The 20,803-nt window shown below is 65.4% G+C and carries 19 protein-coding genes and 1 pseudogene; 15 read left to right on the top strand and 5 right to left on the bottom strand.

Annotated elements, in window-relative coordinates:
* Nucleotides 1–10: 10 nt before the first annotated feature.
* A pseudogene (locus tag C1737_RS19925) lies at nt 11–228 on the bottom strand (FAD-binding oxidoreductase); the annotation flags it as partial.
* A 105-nt stretch (nt 229–333) separates the two neighbouring features.
* Entirely contained in the window at nt 334–984 is a 651-nt protein-coding gene (locus C1737_RS19930) for a TetR/AcrR family transcriptional regulator (protein ID WP_158243984.1), read from the bottom strand.
* Nucleotides 985–1,118: 134 nt separating this feature from the next.
* On the opposite strand from C1737_RS19930, the gene C1737_RS19935 reads away from it, so the two are divergent.
* From C1737_RS19935 to C1737_RS19985, 11 genes are all read left to right on the top strand, one after another.
* Nucleotides 1,119–1,322, top strand: a complete 204-nt coding sequence (locus C1737_RS19935) for a ferredoxin (RefSeq protein WP_102419267.1) — start codon at nt 1,119–1,121, stop codon at nt 1,320–1,322.
* Entirely contained in the window at nt 1,315–2,496 is a 1,182-nt protein-coding gene (locus tag C1737_RS19940) for an NAD(P)/FAD-dependent oxidoreductase (protein WP_102419268.1), read from the top strand. Before C1737_RS19935 ends, C1737_RS19940 begins: the two co-directional genes overlap by 8 nt.
* Before the next feature lie 26 nt (nt 2,497–2,522).
* Nucleotides 2,523–3,671 carry a cytochrome P450 gene (locus tag C1737_RS19945; protein WP_158243985.1) on the top strand — a complete coding sequence of 383 codons (1,149 nt, stop codon included), beginning with the start codon at nt 2,523–2,525 and terminating at the stop codon, nt 3,669–3,671.
* 77 nt (nt 3,672–3,748) lie between these two features.
* Nucleotides 3,749–4,615: a fumarylacetoacetate hydrolase family protein gene (locus C1737_RS19950; RefSeq protein ID WP_102419270.1), complete on the top strand. Its 867-nt coding sequence runs from the start codon at nt 3,749–3,751 to the stop codon at nt 4,613–4,615.
* Between the two features lie 11 nt (nt 4,616–4,626).
* Nucleotides 4,627–5,511, top strand: a complete 885-nt coding sequence (locus C1737_RS19955; protein ID WP_102419271.1) for an SMP-30/gluconolactonase/LRE family protein — start codon at nt 4,627–4,629, stop codon at nt 5,509–5,511.
* A complete protein-coding gene (locus C1737_RS19960; protein ID WP_102419272.1) occupies nt 5,492–7,036 on the top strand; it encodes a bifunctional 3-(3-hydroxy-phenyl)propionate/3-hydroxycinnamic acid hydroxylase in 1,545 nt (514 codons plus the stop codon). The genes C1737_RS19955 and C1737_RS19960 overlap by 20 nt, the downstream gene beginning before the upstream one ends.
* Before the next feature lies 1 nt (nt 7,037).
* Nucleotides 7,038–7,970: a fumarylacetoacetate hydrolase family protein gene (locus C1737_RS19965; protein ID WP_102419273.1), complete on the top strand. Its 933-nt coding sequence runs from the start codon at nt 7,038–7,040 to the stop codon at nt 7,968–7,970.
* Between the two features lies 1 nt (nt 7,971).
* A complete protein-coding gene (locus tag C1737_RS19970) occupies nt 7,972–9,459 on the top strand; it encodes an AMP-binding protein (RefSeq protein ID WP_102419274.1) in 1,488 nt (495 codons plus the stop codon).
* 105 nt (nt 9,460–9,564) lie between these two features.
* The gene (locus C1737_RS19975) at nt 9,565–10,422 is read left to right on the top strand and encodes a VOC family protein (protein ID WP_158243986.1); all 858 of its coding nucleotides are present in this window, start codon (nt 9,565–9,567) and stop codon (nt 10,420–10,422) included.
* A 99-nt stretch (nt 10,423–10,521) separates the two neighbouring features.
* On the top strand, nt 10,522–11,436 hold the full coding sequence (locus tag C1737_RS19980) for an IclR family transcriptional regulator (RefSeq protein WP_102419276.1): 915 nt from the start codon (nt 10,522–10,524) through the stop codon (nt 11,434–11,436).
* A 771-nt stretch (nt 11,437–12,207) separates the two neighbouring features.
* Nucleotides 12,208–13,494: a lipase family protein gene (locus tag C1737_RS19985; protein ID WP_102419277.1), complete on the top strand. Its 1,287-nt coding sequence runs from the start codon at nt 12,208–12,210 to the stop codon at nt 13,492–13,494.
* Between the two features lie 322 nt (nt 13,495–13,816).
* Here C1737_RS19985 and C1737_RS19990 read toward each other — a convergent pair whose 3' ends face one another.
* The 3 genes from C1737_RS19990 to C1737_RS20000 are packed head-to-tail and all read right to left on the bottom strand — an operon-like array spanning nt 13,817 to nt 16,937.
* The gene (locus C1737_RS19990) at nt 13,817–15,034 is read right to left on the bottom strand and encodes a GNAT family N-acetyltransferase (protein ID WP_102419278.1); all 1,218 of its coding nucleotides are present in this window, start codon (nt 15,032–15,034) and stop codon (nt 13,817–13,819) included.
* Between the two features lie 51 nt (nt 15,035–15,085).
* On the bottom strand, nt 15,086–16,297 hold the full coding sequence (locus C1737_RS19995; RefSeq protein WP_102419279.1) for an acyl-CoA dehydrogenase family protein: 1,212 nt from the start codon (nt 16,295–16,297) through the stop codon (nt 15,086–15,088).
* A gap of 4 nt (nt 16,298–16,301) precedes the next feature.
* Nucleotides 16,302–16,937, bottom strand: a complete 636-nt coding sequence (locus C1737_RS20000) for a TetR/AcrR family transcriptional regulator (RefSeq protein WP_067920547.1) — start codon at nt 16,935–16,937, stop codon at nt 16,302–16,304.
* Nucleotides 16,938–17,164: 227 nt separating this feature from the next.
* On the opposite strand from C1737_RS20000, the gene C1737_RS20005 reads away from it, so the two are divergent.
* The 4 genes from C1737_RS20005 to C1737_RS20020 all read left to right on the top strand — a co-directional run bounded on the left by C1737_RS20005 (nt 17,165) and on the right by C1737_RS20020 (nt 20,772).
* Nucleotides 17,165–18,493, top strand: coding sequence for a HAMP domain-containing sensor histidine kinase (locus C1737_RS20005; RefSeq protein ID WP_068098072.1), 1,329 nt, complete (start codon nt 17,165–17,167; stop codon nt 18,491–18,493).
* Between the two features lie 337 nt (nt 18,494–18,830).
* Nucleotides 18,831–19,148 carry a PE domain-containing protein gene (locus C1737_RS20010; protein ID WP_067920549.1) on the top strand — a complete coding sequence of 106 codons (318 nt, stop codon included), beginning with the start codon at nt 18,831–18,833 and terminating at the stop codon, nt 19,146–19,148.
* Between the two features lie 15 nt (nt 19,149–19,163).
* A complete protein-coding gene (locus tag C1737_RS20015; protein ID WP_067920538.1) occupies nt 19,164–20,351 on the top strand; it encodes a PPE family protein in 1,188 nt (395 codons plus the stop codon).
* Between the two features lie 58 nt (nt 20,352–20,409).
* Entirely contained in the window at nt 20,410–20,772 is a 363-nt protein-coding gene (locus C1737_RS20020; protein WP_090419178.1) for a WXG100 family type VII secretion target, read from the top strand.
* The last annotated feature ends 31 nt before the right edge of the window (nt 20,773–20,803 follow it).

Consider the following 20,803-nt stretch of genomic DNA (forward strand, 5'->3'; position numbering starts at 1 on the left):
TCGGGCCGACTCACGTAACGGTCAACTCGTCGGGCAGCTCGTCTTCCAGCGCCGCCCGCGCGAGCAGCTCGCCCAGCACCGGGCCGAACTTCATCAGGTTGCTGCCGACGAACGCGATGACTCGGCCGCGTCGCGCAACGGTCCAGCCGTCACCGCCCGCGTCGAGCACGGCGCGCGGACCTTCACACGGTCTACTCGCCCGACGGGACGCAATGCGGGGAACAACGCGACAGCAGCCCTCGTAGGCGGCCGCAACACGAGATGTGTGCTGCGGCGCGTGCTCCGGCGGGTTGACGATTGGTTGTCAGCGGTGGCAGCAGTGTCGGAGCAGCATCACGTTGATGGCCGACAGAGCAAGTACCTGAGGGCGAGTTCGCGTAGGTCGGCCTTGAAGTCTTCATCGGTGAGGCGTCGCTCTGCGGCAAAGTTTGCCCCGTATGCGACGTGCATGGCGACCGACGCCCAGATCGTGCGGTAACAAGTGTCGAGCATGTGGTGAGGGTCTGCGCCCGGAAACTCGTCGATCCGAGGCGCGAGCAAAGTGGTGACCACATTGCCTAGTTCGGTCATCCATTGTGATCCACGGGCCCGGACCTCCGAATGCGAAGCGGACAGCCAGATGATGGATCGTATGAGCCCTGTGCGCGACAGAAACAGATCGGCGACGGTGGTGACTGCCAGGCAGACCAAGTCCTCGGTCGACAGCTCGTCGTAAGACGCCGCCTCACGTTCCAGAACTGCTCTCTCAGAGGCCATTTGGGCGAGCGCGTACTCGTAGACCGCCAGGAATAACGCGTCCTTGTTCGGCACCCGCGAATAGATCGCGGCCACCGACACTCCCGCTCGTTCGCAGACGGCTGCGATGGTGAACTCTTCGAGGCTCGTGGTTTCGAGAATGCCGACGCCGGCTTCGAGCACGCGGGCCCACGCTTTGCGTGATCGAGCCTGTTTTGGCGGGCTCACCGTGGTGCGGGTAGCGGTCATGACCCCCATCGTAAGACCGGCCAGCGCGCCGACCGGCTCCAGAAACAAGAATCAAAATTCTAATTCTTCTTGACAGGTGGCGGTAGCGGCTGTGAAGCTGCTCACCAAGCGCGAAAGAAGTGAGGAGTTCAACAGTGAAGGTCGCCGTGGATCGGATCAGATGTGAGGGCTATGGCTTCTGCGAGGAGCGTGCGGCTGACTTGCTCCGACTCTCGGAGGACGGCGTGTTGGAAGTCCTCGGCGACGAAGTTCCTGCCGGGCAGGAGGACATGGCCCGGCAGGCTGTGCGCAGCTGTCCCGTCGCGGCATTGACTCTCGTTGAGGCCCAGAATGATTGAGCTCGAAGAAACCGTCGTGGTCGTAGGGGCGTCGGTCGCCGGCATCACCGCCGTGGAGGAGCTATCGCGACTCGGCCACCGCGGGCCGGTCATTCTCATCGACGCCGAGGACGGCGCCTCCTACGCACGTCCACCGCTGTCAAAGGCGGTGTTGACCGGTGCTGCTTCCCCAGAGTCGACGCTGTTGCCGGAACTGGATTGCCCACGCGTCCAATACCTGCGCGGCGACGCCGCAGCGGAGCTGAATGTGGAAAAGCGCGAGATAAAGCTGGCCAGTGGCCGTGCAGTCGCCTACGGCGGGCTGGTGATCGCGACGGGATCGCGCGCCCGGACCCTCGTCGATCTTGGCAGGAATGCGACCGGGATCAAGGAACGCGTCGTCCGCTCACTAGACGACGCATGCCAGTTGCGTGCCGTGTTGCAGGAAGCAAAGTCCATCGTCATCGTCGGTGGCGGCGTACTGGGTATGGAGATCGCCTCCGTCGCAGCCGGCCTGGGCTTGCACACCACCGTCGCGACGGATGAGCCGCCGCTGCTCAGCCACTGTGGCACGTTCGTATCCCGACTCGTCGCACAGCAAGCTGAAGCGCACGGCGTGAGTATTCGGATCCATCCCGACGGCGCCCGCTTAGTCGACCGTGCAGGACGTCTCGCGGTCCACATCGCGGACACCGTTCTCGAAGCTGACATCGTGGTGTCTGCCGTCGGGGATGTCCCCAACGTCGAATGGTTGCAGTCATCACCTTTGAGGTGCCGCCCAGGAGTCGTGATCGACTCGCGGTGTCGCGTCAGCGATCGCATCGTCGCCGCCGGTGACGTCGCCGCCTTCGGCGAGCCACCGCGTCGCACTCCGCACTGGTCGAATGCCATCGATCAAGCCCGCGTGGCTGCCGCGGCGCTGCTGCTGGGGGACGCGGCCATCCCCCATGTTCCGCGGCCGTACTTCTGGACCGACCAGTTCTCCCTGGCCATGAAAATGGGCGGACGCATGCCTTTTCGAGGTGAACCGCTGGTCGTCGAGGGATCCGTCGCAAAACTCGACGCCCTCGTCCACTGGACTCAGGGCGGCAATCCCAACGGAGCGCTGGCCATCAACAAGCGCATCCCCATCTCACGACTGCACCGCGTCGCCGGCAACCCCCTACCCACCGTCTTTTCAGGAGCCACTCAATGACACTCGCGAGCCTCTCCGACGTCGACTTGTTCTCCGAACAGAATCTCGACGATCCCTACGAGACGTTCCGGGCGCTCCGCGATAAAGCACCGGCGCTGTGGCTCAAGCGAATCGACTGTTGGGCGATACCGCGCTACGCCGGCGTGCGCGAGGTCCTTTACGACTGGAAACGGTTCAGCGCCGCTCAGGGAGTGGGTCTCAACAGCGAGGTCAACACGATGTCGGTCGACACCGTCCTTGCGTCAGATCCTCCGCTGCACGACGCGCTGCGCGGTGTTCTTACCGAGAGCTTGAGTCCCCGTGCCATCCGATCGCTGACCGATCACATCCGGGTTCAAGCAGAAGAACTCGTCACCGCGCTGGTGGCAAAAGGCAGTTTCGATGCCGTCACCGACCTGGCCCAGGTCTTTCCTCCGTCGATTGTCGCCGACCTCCTCGGCATCCCCCTCGACGTGCGTCCGCGGCTTCTGCCCTGGGGCGACGCGATGTTCAACTCGCTTGGACCGGCCAATCATCGGATGCGTTCATCGCTCCCCGCACTCGGCGAGATGTTCCAGTGGGCCCACACCGTTCAACCGGCAGAACTCGCCGAAGGCAGCATGGGCCGTGCCGTCTACGAGGCAGCCGATGCCGGCAAGATCGACCGCGCGCACGCACCGCAACTCCTGGCGGCATACACCGCAGCGGCCATGGACACCACCGTCAACTCGATCGGGTCCGCCGTGTGGCTATTCTCCCGGCACCCGCAACAGTGGGACGCAGTCCGAAACGACCACGCACTGATCCCCGCCGCGTTCAACGAGGTGCTGCGCTTCGAAAGCCCCGTGCAATACTTCACGCGCGTCGCACCGGCCGCCACACAGGTGGACGGTGTGCAGATTGCGGCCGGTGATCGAGTACTCATCATGTACGGCTCAGCCAACCGCGACGAACGCCATTTCGGCGACACGGCCGCAACATTCGACATTGGTCGCGACGCGCGAGACCACGTCGCCTTCGGATACGGGTTGCATGCCTGCGCCGGACAAGCCTTCGCCCGGATGGAAGCCCATGCACTGCTCGCCGCCCTGGCCGGTCGCGTCGAGAGATTCACCGTCGACGGACCTGTGAGCCGCCACCTCAACAACACTGTCCGCGGGTTGGCGTCCCTGCCCGTGACCGTGACACGAACCTGACATTCCCGCGCCGGGGGAGATTCGAGTCCGGCGATCCCGTCACCCGCACATTCCACACATCAGCAGGAAGGACTCTTATGTTCGTAGCATCGATGCAGAACCGCTTGACGACCTTCGTCGACGGGAAGGCCGTCGACGTCGAAGAAGCCAGCCACGGGCGGTTTGGCTCTGACGTCGCCGAGATCTATCGCGTCTGGGATGACTTCACCGAGTGGGGCCGGTCCTACGGCGCCTACGGCGGCGGGGACGTTTCCGCCGAGCGTCTGAATGCCCCCTCCCCCCGGCCGTCTCAAGTGTTCGCAATTTCGCTGAACTACCTCGATCACGCCGAAGAAGCCAATCTCGAGATTCCCGACTTTCCCTCGGTGTTCACCAAGTTCCCCTCCTGCATCGTCGGCCCCGACGTCGAAGTGCAGCTGGCGCAAACCACGACCGACTGGGAGGTGGAACTCGTCCTCGTGATCGGTCGCGCCGCTCACCAAGTGTCACCCGCCGACGGCTGGGATTATGTTGCCGGCGTCACGATCGGTCAGGACCTCTCGGATCGCACCCGGCAATTGGCAGGAATGCCCTACCCACAGTTCAGCCTCGGCAAGTCCTATCCCGGGTACGGACCCACCGGGCCGTGGCTGGTCACACCAGACGAACTGGAAGATCGCGACGACCTCGCGCTGCGATGCACGGTCGACGACGAGGTGGTCCAAGACTTCCGGTCCTCGAAGATGATCTTCACCGTTCCCCAACTGGTCGCCCACCTTTCGACAGTGGTCGAGCTGCGACCTGGAGATCTCATTTTCACGGGCACGTCCTCCGGCGTGGGGTTCGCGCGCTCCCCCAAACGCTTCCTCTCCCCGGGCCAGCGGATCGTCAGTCAGATCGAAGGGGTCGGCACACTGCGCACCCAACTCGCCGCCGCGGCAACCACTCCCGCGGCCGGTGCTTAGGGCGCTGTCTGATGGGCACCGACATCCTCCACGACGACCTGCGATGGGGCGAGTCGCCTCGCGTCTTCGGCAACGAACTGTGGATCTCCGACACGCAGGCTGGGCAGCTGGTCACCATCGACACCGTGTCACACGCTGTCACACGTCGCGACCTGGACAGCCCCACCAACGGATTGTGGTTTCTGCCCGATGGCCGACTGGCGGCCGCCCGGTGGTGCGACAAACGCATCGACGTCTTCGTCGACGAGACGTTCTCGGTCTATGCCGACCTGTCCGCCTTCGCTCGCGACCGGCTCGGCGACATGGTCGGCGGACCCGACGGCCGACTGTACGTCGATGACATGGGCCCCGACCCGCACAGCGGCAGGCCTGTCGGCAGATTGCTGACCGTGGGTCCCGACGCCACGGTGGCCGTCGCCGCTGACCAACTCCAGTTCCCCAACGGTTTGGCCATCGTCGACTCCACCCTCATCGTCGCCGAAACACACGGAAACCGGTTGACCGCCTTTGACATCGGCGCACAGGGACAACTAATCGACAGGCGGGTGTGGACCGATCTGGCCCACCTGTTCGACCAGCGTCACCGGCCCGACGGCATCTGGCCCGCACCTGACGGCTCGATATGGGTCGCCACCACCACCGGGGAACGGTTCGTCCGCGTCCGCGGCAACGACGTTCTCGATCAGATCGACACCCCCGGCCAATTCGCCGTCGCGTGCTGCCTGAACGATTCGACGCTCTACTACTCCACCTCACAGACCACCGATCCCGCACTCGACCTTCTCACAGAAGCTTTGGCTCAGAGGAAGATCCGCGGAAAGATCACGCGTGCCGCCGTAGCCACGGTCCGCCCCGTCACATCAGGAGGCGGTAACCATGACCGCGCAAACCACTGACGTCATCGTCCTCGGAGCGGGTCCAACGGGCCTCACCGCAGCCACATTACTTGCCCGCAGCGGAACATCCGTGGCGGTGGTGGATCCGTTCCGACTGCCGGCACAGCATCCTCGGGCAACTCACATCGACGACGAGACGATGCGAACGTTCCAAACGCTGGGCGCCGCCCATCTCGAACCGGCATGGCACCGTCAAGACACCGGAAATTACCAATTCTTCAACGCCTTTGGACAACTCGTGCAGAGTTTCGCCTGGCGTACTCGGCCGACCGAACAAGGATGGTTCGGCGACTACCAGTTCTTCCAGCCAGACCTCGAAAACTTCCTCCGAGGTAACCTGCACACCCTCGGCACTGCAAGTTCATGGTACGGCTGGCGAGCACGCTCTCTGAGCCAGACAGATGCCCGAGTAGAGGTGGTGCTCCGCAACGACCGGCGAGACGTCGACCACACCCTGACCGCTCGGTATGTGATCGGCGCCGACGGCGCCCGCTCCATGGTGCGGACACTGGTGAGCCCCGACGTCGAAGATCTCCACGCCACTCATCGCTCCCTGATCTTGGACATCCTGCCGACCGAACGCACCGAAAATCCCGCAATCTTCACCTATACGCGCGCGACGGCACCCAATCCGATCACTGTCGTGCCCGGCGCTGGAGGCATGGTCCGATTCGAATTCCTGCTCAACGCCCGTGACCGCACCGCCGACTTCGAAGAGCCCAATCGCTGGTACGACCTGCTGCAGCCCTACTACGAAGCCGGGTCCTATCGCATTCTGCGCGCCGACGTCTACCGGTGGGAGTCCCTGTTGCCCCGGCGTTGGCGCGACCGCAGACTCTTTCTCGCCGGCGATGCCGCCCATCAGATGACACCCCACCTCGGGCAGGGCATGTGCTCCGGAATCCGCGATGCCATGAATTTGGCGTGGAAGATCACCGCGCGGCTGCGCGGCGCACCTGATTCACTGCTCGACACGTACGAAAGCGAGCGCAAGCCGCATGTCCGCGTCTATGCCGAGGCCGCCGCTGCGGCGGCCAATGCCGTCGAGCACCTGGCCGAACAGCCCGGAGATCTCAACGACGTACCCTCGCTCATCGAAGCGCCCTTTCCTACGCCAACCCTGGGCGCAGGGGTACACGGCGAGACCCGTGGTGTCGCCGGCGTTCTCAGCATCCAACCGCGGCTACCCAACGGCCGGCGTCTCGATGACGTCGTCGGATACCGCTTCGCAGTGGTCGGTGACCCGTCAGTGGTCAACGGCGTCGAAGAGTTCACCCGGCGCACGTGGAAACGCCTCGGCGCCGTCACCATCACCGACCTGGACCTCGCGACGCGGCGTTGGCTCAATCAGCACAACGTGCACGCGGTCGTCGTCCGCCCTGACCGCTACGTCTTCGGCGGAGCCGCCGATTCCGGTCAGCTCGACGACCTTTCGAGTCGTTTGCACGACATCGTCGGTCCCGAAGGCGAACCCGAAGCCGAAGCCGAAACCGACGCCGCCCTCGCGTCGTGGGCGGTGCAGTGACATGAAGTTCACCACCTACCGAACCGGTAACGGCGGGGATCGTGTCGGCATCGTCGACGGATCCCATGTCCACGCCTTCGCGGCCGGGGTCACCATGATTGACCTGCTTGAGCACGGTGACTTGAATGAACAGGGCCGCCGACTGGCGCAATCGCCGCACGACACGATTGCCGTGGTCGACGTCGACGTCCGTAGCCCGTTGCAGCCGCGCTCGATTCGCGACTGCGCCGGATTCCTCCAGCACCTACGTAATCTCTCCGACGCTGTCGGCATGCCGGTCGACGAACGGCACCAACAGTTTCCGCCGTTCTACTTCACCAACCCCAATACCCGGCTCGGCCCCTACGACGATATACCAATGGCACCCGATAGCACCCAGTTCGACTTCGAACTCGAAGTGGCGGCCGTCATCGGCACTGCCGGGTCGGACATAGACCCAGCTGACGCTGAGTCCCACATCGCCGGTTACATGGTGCTGTGCGATTGGAGCGCCCGCGACCTCCAAGTCAACGAGATGCCCTTGCGGCTGGGTCCTGCGAAGGGCAAGGACACCGCCAACACGATCGGGCCCTACCTTGTTACCCCGGACGAGCTCGAACCTTACCGATCTGCCAACGCCTTCGATCTGGAGATGACGGCGTATGTCAATGACGACCTCGTTAGTCGGGGTCGGATGAACACCATCGACTGGGGCTTTCCCGACATGATCGCCTACGCCTCACGTGGCACCGAATTGCGGCCCGGCGATGTCATCGGTTCGGGCACAGTCGAATCCGGCTGCCTGTTCGAACACTTCGTCTTGAACCCTCAGGGTTTCCGCGGATGGTTGCAGCCCGGTGACGTCGTTCGACTCGCGGTGGAGCATATCGGTGAGCTGCGCCACCGCATCGCGCCGGCGCCGGTCGCGGTGCCTCGACTCAGCAGCGGATACTGATATGGAGCCTACCCTTCACTCACTGATCACCACCGCAGTCGACCGTTTCACCGACCAACCGGCGATCACCACACCCGAGCAGACCTGGACCTACCGGCAGATCACCGAGCAGGCCAATCGCCTGGCGCACAATCTCATCAGTCTAGGAGTCCAGCCCGGGGAACCCGTCGCGCTGATGCTGGACAACAGCGCGGAATGGGTGATCGCCGATCAAGCGATCATCCGCGCAGGGGCAGCCAAGGTGCCGATCAACGACATGCTCACCACCGGTGAAGTCGACTACATCCTGCGCGACTGCGGCGCACGGGTCGCAATCACCAACGGCCACTTCACAGCACAGGCCCACGCCGCGACGATCAGCAACGTCATCGAACTGGCGCCCGGATCTATGACCGAAGCCGCCGAGAGCACCGAGAGCCAACGCCCCCATGTCGTGGTCACCCCACACGACACCGCACTGATCCTCTACACAGGTGGTACTACCGGGCGTCAGAAAGGAGTCGTACACACCCAACGGGGACTCGCCGCCAACTTGCTCGCCCACCAAATCGAACTCGGCTTCCAGGACGACGAGCGACTCCTGTTGACGGCGCCGTTGGCACACTCCGCCGGGTTCTTACTTCAGGCCGGCTTGAGCAAGGGCGCCAGGATCCATCTCGACCGCAAGTTCAACGCCTACGACGTGCTGCACCGCATCGAGACCGCCTCCATCACCTTCCTGTTCCTGGTGCCCACCATGGTCTACCGACTCCTCGATGTTGCCGAAACCCAGGAATCGCAGGTGTCCTCGTTGCGCACGATCCTCTACGGCGCCGCGCCCATCACCCCCGAACGGCTCAAGCAAGGCATTGCCCGATTCGGCCCCGTATTCATGCAGCTCTACGGTCAATCCGAGGCCCCGAACTTCCTGACCAGGCTCACCCGTGAAGACCACGAGAACGCCGACCCCGGACGTCTCACCAGCTGCGGGCGGCCCGCTGCCATGGTCCGCATCGCAGTCCTCGACGGGAACGGCCACCCTGCCGAACCAGGAACCGTCGGAGAGATCTGCGCCCAAGCTCCCTACCTGATGGAGGGTTACTTGGGGTTGTCGGACAAGACCGCCGAAACCCTCGCCGATGGGTGGCTGCACACCGGCGACATCGGCAACGTCGACGCCGACGGCTATGTCTACCTGCTGGACCGAAAGAACGACATGGTGATCACCGGCGGGATGAACGTCTACACCACCGAAGTCGAACAGGTCATCGGCGCCTGCGCCGGCGTGTCACAAGTAGCCGTCGTGGGGGTGCCCCACCCCGACTGGGGTGAAGCAGTCACCGCATTCATCGTGCCGACGAGCGATTACCGAGAAGCGACCGTCCGCGACGCGTGCCGTCGACATCTGGCGGCCTACAAGCGGCCCAAGAGCATCGTCGAAGTCGAGACATTGCCGGCGACCGCATTGGGCAAGGTCGACAAGAAATCGTTACGACACCAAAGCACGTGATCCCAACATCGACGGTGACCACCGACCAACACCCACTGAGCCATTGAGCCACTGAGCCATTGAGCGAAAGGTACCGAAATGACTCCCACAGGTTCAATATCCGCGATGGGCTATGTCGCTCTCCGCACCCGAAATCTGACTGCGTCAACGAAGCTGGCTACCGACGTGCTGGGCCTGAGATCGATCGAAAATTCTTCCACCAAGGCCTATCTCGCTGCCGCCGACACCCATCACGAACTGGTCTACATCGCCTCCGACACCGACGGACTCGACCACATCGGGCTCGTCGCCGCCACCGCGACTGACCTCGCAGCGATCCGTGAACGGGTGCGGCGCGGTGGATGGCCTGTCCTTGCCGAACAACCCATCGAAGTCCACATCGACGACGGCTTCGCCTTCGTCGGACCGGAAGGGTTCACCTGGCACATCTACACCGGAATGTCTCTCTTGGACACCCGTGACGGTGGCATCGGCCCAGACCGCTACGGTCACATCAATCTCAAGGTCCACGACTCGGTCGCGATGACGAAGTTTCTCGTCGAGGTGTTCGACTTCCGGGTGTCCGACCAGATCGGCGACGACTTCGCCTTCTTCCTCAGGTGTAACCCCGAGCATCACGGGATCGCCGTAGTCAAAGCGCCCGACCAAGACCCCTCGATGCATCACCACGCCTGGCAGGCGCAGAGCATCGTCGACCTCGGGCGCCTCGCCGACCGTCTTGCCAAGGCGGGATCACGACTGTTCTGGGGACCCGTGCGGCACGGGGCAGGCCACAACATCGCTGCCTACTTCGTCGAACCCGGTGCGGGACTCATCGAGCTTTACACCGACATGGAGATGATCTATGACAAAGAGCGCGACGCGATCGTGTGGGACTTCGGCGACCCCGGCTGGCTCAGCCAATGGGACGGGCTGTCACCCGAAACGATGCTCTCCTACGGCGTTCCACCGGTACAGCGTTAGCCGCGCGCATCACCGTAGAAGCTGACCCGGCATGGCGATAACGAGGACGCCGCACTGCGCACCGCGGGCGCGGAGGATTGACGACATCCCCTCAAGGCCGTGACCGGGCGAACCATCACCGAACTGCACACGACGCCATGCGGCGTCGTAAAGGAGGTCGACGCCGTGCCACGCTTCACGCGAACAGCACCCACCGGCGATGAATTCGACGCAACCGACCACCGCGACGCTTCCACACAAACCGCAGGGGGCGATCGCGACACCCGGACTGCGGTGGAAAAGGCATGTGTCTTGCTCTCCGCATTCGAACGCTACTTCGACCGAGCGGTCGGTGTCAGTGAACTCGCAAGAAGCGCCGGCTTGACGAAATCCACTACGTTCCGCCAACTCTGCATCCTCGAACGCGCCGCCATGGTCGAACGCAGCGGGCGCGGCTACCGCATCGGGCGAAGCCTCAGAGCACTGGCCCGAGGCGTAACCGACAGAGAGCACGTCAGGTTAGCCGACACGCTGATGCCCTATCTCGTCGAAGCATTTGAAATTACCCGTCAGACAGTTCAATTGGGCGTTCTGGACGGAACGGACATCATCTATCTGAGAACAGTCCGAGGACACCGCACGCTGCAGGCGCCGTCGAATTTGGACGGCCGAATACCTGCCCAACGGACCGCAGGGGGCAAGCTCCTGCTTGCCTACCTGGCGGCGCCCGCGCCGAGCATCGTGACCGTTCCCCGGCCCCAGAACGCGGCGATGTTCGAACACATGCCGTCCCCGGTCCAGGCGGACCTGTTCGAGATCCGGCGCCGGGGAATCGCTTTCGACAGGGGCTGCACAACTGTAGGAGCGTGCTGCGTCGCCGCGCCGATCACGGCTGCCACCGGAGAACCGCTGGCAGCACTGTCGATCTGCGCCCCGTGCGGCACGAACCTGGACGCCATCGCCAATGTGCTCGAGCGGATCGCGCGCACCGCATCCCTGCATCTTCGTCATGTGACTGCCGCGTCGAGAGGCTGATCGCACGACAGCGCACAGTCGATCCTCACACCTGTAATTTTCGCGCAGTTGACCTCACCAAAGCCGTACGCTCCCCCGGTTATTGAGGCCGTCGCGCGACACAGAAGGCTGACCGAACGTAGCTCAACGGTCGAATCTTCCAGCGGCGCTGTGCCGTAGGACCACCTGTCAGGCCGCGCCTCATTCGCGGCTAGGCACGACTGGGCGTGCGATCTGCTGCTGACCCGCCCCTGTCCGAGTACGCGGCTCCGAGCATGCGGTACCGCCCGCGTTGACGCAAAGCCCGCAAGCGGCCCATTGATGCCACCGGCAGGTGCCCGGATCCTCCCCACGATTTCCCGTTCCACCTGACGGCACAACGCCTTTCGTGGTACTGCGACGTGAGTCACTATGACTGCATGGCTGAGTTCCACATCACACACCGGTTTCCCGTGGCGTGGTGATGTCACCGAGCCTGCGTATGCGACGAGATAGCTGCTGACCATCAGCTCTGCCTCGCACCCCGTTCTTCCTCCCGGGCCGTCCGGCCCGTTGTCCGGCACCGTTGAAAGGCGTGTGGCGGGTGCAGCACTAACCGCATCATTACCCACCAGAGGAACTGCCATGTCGTCAGGATCCACCCCGCATGCGCCAGCTACCGGGCCGCACCCCCCCGCGCTCGATGCACTGAACACGACAACGGTACGCGGAAACGAAAGCGGTAGCGCGGGCGTTGGTTTCGGCCTACGACTGCTGCTGGTCTGCTTCCTCGTTCTTGGAACATGCGTTCCGATGACACCGGCACCCGCCGCTAGCGCTGACCCGCTGTGCCCGCCGAACAGTGGCTATCAGCCGGAATGCCAGTACCGCCCCTTTTATACGCCGCCTGACCCGTTGCCAGACGGGACGGCCGGCGACGTCATCCGCACCGAACCGTCGCGAATCGCGCTCGACCCGGCTGGCCACGGCGCGTACTCGGGGTCGGCAACCCGCCTCATGTATCGGAGCACCGATGGACGTGGCCAGCCGGTCGTAGTGTCTGGCACTTACATCGAGCCCCAACGCCCCTGGCCCGGACGCGGCCCGCGTCCGCTGATCGCATTCGCGCCCTTTCTCCAAGGACTCGGCGATCAATGCGCCATCTCACGACTGATCAGTGAAGGCGGCTTTCATTACGGCGGCTTCCTCGACTTCGTGTTCTACTTCGAGGAAGGGTTCATCGCGACGATGCTCGACCGCGGGTTCGCCTTGGTGATAACCGATTACCAGGGCACAGGCACCTATGGTCCGCCGACGGCCGGTATCCGCGTGCCCACCGCCCACGCCGTCATCGATTCCGCGCGAGCAGCCAAGCGGCTGCCTGGAGCATCCCTAGATCCGGCGGGGCCCGTCGCCTTCTGGGGCTACGGACCGGGCGGCACCGCCGCCGGCGCCGCCGTCGAATTAGCGCCGACCTATGCTCCGGAATTGGATGTCGTGGGCGCCTGGGTAGGAGCACCAGTCGCTGATCCCGCCCTCGGCCTGGATTACGCCGACGGGTCACTGCTGGTATCGATCATCGGGTACGCGCTCAACGCCTTCATCGCGGCATTCCCTGAAGCCGAGCCGGGATTGAAACAAGCTCTGACGCCCCGGGGACTGGACTTCCTGCAGAAGACCCGTTACGAGTGTGTCGACGAAGTGGTGGTCAAATTCGCCTTCCGCCACTTGCAGCCCTACTTCAATCAAGACGTCCGCCAGTTGTTCAGCGCGGAACCAATCAAGTCCGTGTTGGGCGCACAGCGGCTCGGCTCACTCAGACCCGCCGCGCCGGTGAACCTCGACGTCAACAGGTTCGACCCCCTCATCCCCTGGGTCGGCGCCAGACAACTCGCCGCAGACTGGTGTGCGCAGAACGCCGATGTTGAGTTCTGGACTAATGAGCAACCGCCCTTCCTCAACAAAGTCGCAGTGAACACTCTCTCGACATACTTCGTCGACGGCGAGCGCGGAATACGGTGGATCACCGACCGCTTCAACGGCCTGCCGACCACACCCAACTGCGATCGTCTTCCGCCCCTCGAGCCACCCGGTGGCTAGCAGACCACGCCGGGAGGCGGGTCGGGTGGTCCAGCATCCGTGTCGCCGGTGAGGAAGGTCCACACGGCGCGGGCGACGTCGGGACCGATGGCGGGTCGGCATGAAGCCGTGGCCAGACGAATTCATCTCTGCTGCAACGTTATTGGCCGTGATTCGGCAAGTACACCGCTAGCGCGGGTGACGCACTATCCCATGCTCGATCTGATCTCGGACCGTGTCGGTCCACTGAGCGGATCCAGCACACCGGTCTGCCAGGGCGGGTTGGTGAACCGGATCCGGGCGAGCCGACGATCACGATCACCCGTCGGCCATACCCATGGGATTAGAAGAAGAACCCGGCGTGCGGGGCGTCCGGCACCGCGAACAGCCGATCGGCCACGGCAAGCACCGACGGGTCATCGGTGTTGGCCAGTCCGGCGGCGGCCAGGTCGCGCCACGTCGCGCCGCCGAGCAGGACCGCGGCCAGCCCCTCGACGTCGACCTCGACATCCGCTCGTCGCCCGGTTGGTTCGGCACCGCTGCCGGCGACCGTGAATCGAGCCGAATTGCGCGGCAGCAAGGCGTCATCGACCGCGATGGTGACGGTGCCGTCGCCGGCGTAGCGGCGTGCGGCCAGCGCCCGCGGCACGTCGATGACCCGCAACCACGTTTCGTCGCGTACCGCGGTCACCCGCGCCGCCCGCCGATCGGCCAGCAACCAGGGCAGCGGGTCGTCCATCGGCAACATCCAAAACACCACGCGGTCAATGAGATCCAGACCCAGCAGGAATCGCAGCAGCCCGAGATAGGCGTCCGTGGTGGGCGCGAAGAAGTCCTCCACCGCGATCGCCCGCTGGTCGCTGACGAACCACCTTTCGGTGTCGACGGGGCGGTAGCGGGCGAAGCCCGATTCGGACCCCGGCTCGCCGTGCACCGCGAAATACACAGGGCCAGGGCTGTGTTCGGTGCGCAGACGCAGGCTCTGCCACCACAGGTCCCGGCGGTCGATAGTCCCCGGACGAGACGGACGATGCTCTGAATAGATGCGGGGCAACAGCTCCCAGCCTTGCGCGGCGTCGATCAGCCGCACCGGGCCGCCGGACCCGACGTCGCGACGCAGTGCGGCCCGCGCGGTATGCACCTCCACCGTCTGCGATGAACTGGCGACTCCGTAGCCGTACCGGCCATAGATCGTGGCCTCCGATGCCCGCAACGACGCGACCACCTCACCGCGGTCGGCGATGTCGCGCAACTGATGACCGATCAGTTCGGTGGCGACGCCCCGCCGGGTGAACGACGGCAGCACCCCGATGTGGGTGACGGCGGCGTGGCCCACCGTCGTCCCGCCGGGAAGCGTCATTCGACTCGTCACGGCGTCCGCGGTGCCCACGAGCTGGTCGGCGACGAACGCCCCGACGGTACGGCCGGGCTCGAGCAGTTTGGCGATCCGCCCGGGCGGCAGGTCCGGCAGTGGCGGGAAGCCGATCATCGCGACGCGGAACACGTTGGCGGCGGCGAGCAGATCCTCCTCGCTGTCGAGCACCCGGATCTCGATGGTCATCCGGCCATCATCTCTGGTGCCCGCCGGCGCGTGGACCGCGGGATGCGGCCGCTAACGAATCTGCAAGCCGGTCAACGCCCGGGAGATCACCAGCCGCTGGATCTCGCTGGTCCCCTCGAAGATGGTGAAGATCTTGGCGTCGCGGTGCATTCGCTCTACGGGATAGTCGCGGGTGTAGCCGTTGCCGCCCAGGATCTGGATCGCCTCGTCGGTGACGTAGACGGCCGTCTCGCTGGCCACCAGTTTGGCCATCGACCCCTCCGCCGCGTCGAAGGACTGGTTGTTGCGGGCCATCCATCCGGCCCGCCACACCAACAGGCGGGCGGCGTCGATGCGGCTTCTCATGTCCGCCAGCTTGAACGCCACCGCCTGGAATTCGCCGATCTTGCGGCCGAATTGCTCACGCTGGCAGGCATAGTCGAGGGCGTACTCGTAGGCGGCCCGGGCGACACCGACCGCCATCGCGCCGACCGTGGGGCGGGTGCGCTCGAAGGTCTTCATCGCCGCCTGACTGCGCGCCGACGCGCCCGACTTGACGCGGGCGATCCGCGCCTCGAACTTCTCGCGGCCGCCCAGGATGTGGTCCTCGGGCAGGCGGACGTTGTCCAGCATCACCTCCGCGGTGTGGGACGCCCGAATTCCGTGCTTCTTGAACTTCTGGCCCTGCGCCAGCCCGCTGACACCCGCCGGGACGACGAACGTGGCCTGCCCCCGGGTCCCCAGCTCGGGATAGACCGACGCCACGACGATGTGCACGTTGGCGATGCCGCCGTTGGTCGCCCACGTCTTGGTGCCGTTGAGCACCCATTCCCCGGTGGCCTCGTCGTAGCGCGCCCGGGTACGGATCGCGCCGACGTCGGACCCGGCGTCGGGCTCGGATGAGCAGAACGCGCCCAGCTTGGGCTCGTCCGCCGTACCGAACATCTCGGGCAGCCAGCGACCCAGCTGTTCGGGAGTTCCATTGCCCGCCAAGGCCGCAGCGGCCAGCCCGGTGCCCATGATGGACAGCGCGATGCCCGCATCGCCCCAGAACATCTCCTCGAACGCGGTCAGCATGCCCAGGCCCGTGGGCTCGGCCGCCTGCTGCGCGAAGAAGTCGGGGGAGTACAGGCCCACCTTCGCGGCCTCCTGGATCACCGGCCACGGGGTTTCCTCCCGTTCGTCCCATTCGGACGCGGCGGGCCGGATGACGTCGGCGGCGAACTTGTGCACCCAGTCGCGCACCTCGATCACGTCGTCCGTCAGTTGCAGCGAGAAAGTCACGGCTTCACTCCTGAGATGGTTTGTCGTTCAACGGTTTTTTGGGGGTTCCGTATTGGGCGAGGACGCTGACGGTCTGGCTGACCCACGCCTCGAAGTAGCGCTCCTCGTCGATGTTGCCGGGCAGCCGGCCGGTCAGCGCCTGCAGCGTCGCGGCGTAGGACAACGACCCGATCGCGACCGCGGCGGCCGCCTCCGGGTCGGGGATGCGGGTACGGCCGGCGCGATTCGACGCGGCGAGCTCGTCGGCGAACCGCTGGTAGGCGTTGTCGGTGATGACCTGCCAGGTCTTCTCGTCCAGGTCACCGAGCTCGTCGGGTTCCCGCAGCATGACCTTGAGCAGGTCCTCGCTCTGCTTGAGGTTGCTCCAGATCAGCTGGCCGGCGGTGCGCACGGCCTGTTCGACACTGCCCGGCTGCCCGGCGTCGTATTGCTCGCGCGCCGCCACGATCCTGTCGATCCGGTACGCGACGGCGGCCTCGAGCAGTTCGCGTTTGGAGCCGAAGTGCTTGTACAACGCGCCCGATCCGGGTGCCAGGCCCGATGCCCGCTGGATGTCGGCCACCGACGTCGCCGCGTAGCCCTTGTCAGCGAAGAGCCTGAGCGCCGCGGCCAGCAGGCGATCGCGTCCGGAGGCGAGCATGGTGAGAGAGTACTCACTCACCGCCATTCGGCCAAATTGTCGCGGTCGGCGGGACGCGAGTTCAATGAGGGGCGCTAGATTCTCTGCGAAACGCCACGGCGCCAGGACGCGGCGACTCGGTATCGGTGTGAGGGTGGTGGTCGAGGAGTCGGCGCGTCGCCGGCCCGGTGCCACGAACCGCACAAGAGGAGCGTGACAGTCGCGTGTTACCGCACGTACAGCTGCCGATGCGGGTGTTGTCGCTGCGCACGATCGTTGTCGTGGCCGCGCTGTCGGTCATCACCCTCGTCGTCCTGTTGGGCACCTGGGTGTGGGTGGGTGTGACCAACGACCAGTACAGCCAGCTCGACCGCCGGCTCGATTCGGTCAGCAGCCTCGGCGACATCAACTCGCTGCTCAACAACGTGGAGCACGCCAGCCCCGACCAGCCCATGCCGGACGGCAACCTGGTCCGCACCGCTCGCATCGGCGATCAGACGGTTTCGGTGCCCAGCAACATCGTGCTGCCGAAGCTGCCCAACGGGTACGCGAACACCACCATCGACGGGGTGCAGTACCGCGTCCGCACCTTCTCCGCCGGCCCCGCCTCGATCGCGCTGGCCGCGCCGCTGGCCGAGGCCCAGCACCGGATCAACGAGCTGCACCTGCGGGTGCTGCTGATCTGCGCCAGCGTCATCGGGGGCACCGTGGTCGTCGGCTGGGTGATCTCGCTGATCATGGTGAACCCGTTCCTGCTGCTGGCGCAGCAGGCCCGCGCCATCAACGCCCAGTCCAGCCCCGACGAGGTCCAGGTGCGCGGGGTGCGCGAGGCCGTGGAGATCGCCGAGGCCGTCGAGGGCATGCTCGCGCGCATCGGTAACGAACAGCAGCGCACCAAGGCCGCGCTCGAGTCGGCTCGCGACTTCGCCGCGGTCGCCTCCCACGAACTGCGCACCCCGTTGACGGCCATGCGCACCAACCTCGAGGTGTTGTCCACCCTCGACCTGCCCCCGGAGCAGCGCGAGGAGGTCATCGGCGACGTCATCCGCACCCAGAGCCGCATCGAGGCGACGCTCACGGCGCTGGAGCGGCTGGCGCAGGGCGAGCTGACCACCGTCGACGACTTCGTCCCGTTCGACATCACCGAGCTGTTGGACCGCGCCGCGCACGATGCGCTGAGGATCTATCCCGACGTGGAGGTGTCGCTGGTGCCCTCGCCGACCGTGCTGATGGTGGGGCTGCCCACGGGGCTGCGGCTGGTGATCGACAACGCCATCGCCAACGCCGTCAAGCACGGCAACGCCGGCAAGATCCAGCTCACCGTGAGCAGCTCCAGCGAGGGTGTCCAGATCGCGATCGACGACGACGGAACCGGCGTCCCGGAATCCGAGCGGGCAACGGTGTTCGAGCGCTTCACCCGCGGGTCGACGGCGTCGCGCTCGGGCTCGGGGCTGGGGCTGGCGTTGGTCGCCCAGCAGGCCGAATTGCACGGCGGCACAGCGGCATTGCAGACCAGCCCGCTGGGTGGCACCCGGCTGCTGCTCAACCTGGCCGGCGATGGACGCGGCCCCGGGTAGATTTCGCCCGCTATTAACGCACCGGAAAATCGGGCCCCTGGGCGCCCAATTCGCCGTGAGTCGGCAAAAATAAGCGCGGCGTCGATCCGTTGTTCGACGGCGGTTTACGTCCGCCATAACTGCGACGTATTCGCATGAGCTGGTGACCACAGTGTCTGCAGTGGCATAAGAGGTTGTTTGACGGATGACTCATAGCGGGAATACCGCCGACCAGAACAAACGCGTAATTTGCCGGTCGGCAGCCCGGGAGGATCGAGTGAATAACACGAACGGTCGGATCGCACTAGACTGATGCGCCAAGCCCGTCTTTATGACGCTGAGCAATCGGAGGGAAATCATGACGATGTCGATGCAGCCAGAGGCGGTTCTGGCGTCGGCAAGCGCGGAGTCGGCCATCAGCGCCGAAACGGAATCGGCGGCGTCGGCGGCGGCGCCGGCCCTGCTGGGGGCGATGCCGATGGGCGGCGATCCGGACTCGGCGATGTTCGCGGCGGCGCTGAACGCTTGCGGCGCCAGCTATTTGGGGGTGGTGTCCGAGCACGCGGCGCAGCGCGGGCTGTTCGCCGGGGCGCAGGGGCTGGCCTCGGGCACGACCGTCGCGACGGAAACCGCTCGCCAGGCGGCCCTGCTGACAACCGCGGCCACCAGCCTCTAAAAGGGGAAGGTACGCATGGCCGATCCGGGGTGGGCTGCGCGTACACCTGAGGAAAACGATCTACTGCTCAAGGGCGGCGCCGGGGTGGTCACTCACCTGGCCAACGAGGCCGCCTGGATGGCTCTGGCAGCCACCCACCACGCCTCAGGTATCGCGTCTGCGGTCAACACGGCTACGACATCAGCCAGCTGGCTGGGTGCCGGCTCGGCGGCGTCGGCGGCCAACGTCACGATGCTCAACGCGTCGCTGCACGGGCTGGCCGGCTGGGTCGACATGAAGGCACCGGTCGTTGCCACCGCGGTCTCCGCGTACCAAATGGCATACGGCACGATGCGTCCCGCTCCCGAATGCATCGCCAATCGCGATGAGTGGGGGGTCGACAACGGGATCAACCCCCTGGTGCTGGGGGCCCTGACCCCCCGAATCGTGTCGCTTGATGTCCAGTATTTCGGGGTGATGTGGCCCAACAACTCTGCCGTCGGGGCGAGCTACGGGGCCATCCTGACGTCGCTGAGCGAAAGCCTCGCGATTGCGCCACCCGTGGCGACCATGGGCGCGTCGCCGGCGGCACCGGCACAGGCGGCCGCCGCGGTGGGCGAGGCGGCCGCCCAGGTCGGGGCCGGTGACGGCATGCGCTCGGCCCTGCAGGGGGCGCAGCAGGGCACCTCGAGCGCCGGTCAGGCGGCATCGGGCGGCCAGGACTTCATGAGTCAGGCCGGCTCGTTCATGGAGCCGGTGCAGTCGATGATGGGGGCCGTCCCCCAGGCGATGCAGGCGCCCATGCAGATGATGCAGGCGCCCATGCAGATGATGCAGCCGCTGCAATCGATGATGGGCATGTTCGCCAATCCGGGCGCCATGGGTGGGGCTGCGCCGGGCGTCTCGGCGGTCTCGGCGACGGAGGTGTCGGCGGTCGGCGCATCGGGCGGCGGCGGGGCCGCCTCCCTGGGCAGCGCGGGCATGCCCGCGACCAGTTTCACCCGTCCCGTCAGTGCTTTCGAACCGGCCGGCAGCGGACGGCCGGTTGGGTTGCGGCCGAGCGGGGCGCTGGGCGCCGAGGCCATGCGTCCGCAGACCACGACGGTCGGCGGTGGCACACCGATGGGCGGCATGCCGGTGGGGCATGGGGCGGGAGGAGAACGCGGATCTCGAGACAAATCCGAACAGCCCGCGACCGTGCGGGTAGTGGACACCAGAGTGTGAAGCCGGCCCGGCCAAGGGTGAATCGACAGGTATAAATAGCCGCCATACACTTCGCTCCATGCCCCAGGCATTTACGGGGGGCGGCCAACCGGAGAAGGAGAATTCAGTGACAATCAAGGTGACACCGCAAATGCTGCGCGATACGTCCAACGCCATTCAGGCGAACATGGAACACGCAATTGGGATCGGCCAGGGATACGTGGCCAACCAAGAGAACGTGATGAACCCGTCGACCTGGTCCGGTGACGCGGTGGTCGCGTCGCACGCGACGGCCATCGAGGTCCAAAACGACCTGAACAAGGTGCTGAACGGCGGCACCCGGCTGGCCGAGGGCCTCAAGCAGGCGGCGGCCCTGATGGAAGGTCACGAGGCGGATTCGTCGCACGCTTTCAGCGCTCTGTTCGGCCACGGCGGATCCTGACTTCCGCCTGCCTCGCTCCTAATTCCACAAT

The sequence above is a fragment of the Mycobacterium sp. 4858 genome, assembly GCF_900240975.1.
Lineage (GTDB): Bacteria > Actinomycetota > Actinomycetes > Mycobacteriales > Mycobacteriaceae > Mycobacterium.

Excerpts from the sequence above, each read along its gene's own strand:
- C1737_RS19930 (WP_158243984.1), bottom strand. The coding sequence starts at position 984 with ATGACCGCTACCCGCACCACGGTGAGCCCGCCAAAACAGGCTCGATCA.
- C1737_RS19940 (WP_102419268.1), top strand. The coding sequence starts at position 1,315 with ATGATTGAGCTCGAAGAAACCGTCGTGGTCGTAGGGGCGTCGGTCGCC.
- C1737_RS19950 (WP_102419270.1), top strand. The coding sequence starts at position 3,749 with ATGTTCGTAGCATCGATGCAGAACCGCTTGACGACCTTCGTCGACGGG.
- C1737_RS19955 (WP_102419271.1), top strand. The coding sequence starts at position 4,627 with ATGGGCACCGACATCCTCCACGACGACCTGCGATGGGGCGAGTCGCCT.
- C1737_RS19960 (WP_102419272.1), top strand. The coding sequence starts at position 5,492 with ATGACCGCGCAAACCACTGACGTCATCGTCCTCGGAGCGGGTCCAACG.
- C1737_RS19965 (WP_102419273.1), top strand. The coding sequence starts at position 7,038 with ATGAAGTTCACCACCTACCGAACCGGTAACGGCGGGGATCGTGTCGGC.
- C1737_RS19970 (WP_102419274.1), top strand. The coding sequence starts at position 7,972 with ATGGAGCCTACCCTTCACTCACTGATCACCACCGCAGTCGACCGTTTC.
- C1737_RS19975 (WP_158243986.1), top strand. The coding sequence starts at position 9,565 with ATGGGCTATGTCGCTCTCCGCACCCGAAATCTGACTGCGTCAACGAAG.
- C1737_RS19985 (WP_102419277.1), top strand. The coding sequence starts at position 12,208 with ATGACACCGGCACCCGCCGCTAGCGCTGACCCGCTGTGCCCGCCGAAC.
- C1737_RS19990 (WP_102419278.1), bottom strand. The coding sequence starts at position 15,034 with ATGACCATCGAGATCCGGGTGCTCGACAGCGAGGAGGATCTGCTCGCC.
- C1737_RS20000 (WP_067920547.1), bottom strand. The coding sequence starts at position 16,937 with ATGCTCGCCTCCGGACGCGATCGCCTGCTGGCCGCGGCGCTCAGGCTC.
- C1737_RS20005 (WP_068098072.1), top strand. The coding sequence starts at position 17,165 with ATGCGGGTGTTGTCGCTGCGCACGATCGTTGTCGTGGCCGCGCTGTCG.
- C1737_RS20010 (WP_067920549.1), top strand. The coding sequence starts at position 18,831 with ATGACGATGTCGATGCAGCCAGAGGCGGTTCTGGCGTCGGCAAGCGCG.
- C1737_RS20015 (WP_067920538.1), top strand. The coding sequence starts at position 19,164 with ATGGCCGATCCGGGGTGGGCTGCGCGTACACCTGAGGAAAACGATCTA.
- C1737_RS20020 (WP_090419178.1), top strand. The coding sequence starts at position 20,410 with ATGCCCCAGGCATTTACGGGGGGCGGCCAACCGGAGAAGGAGAATTCA.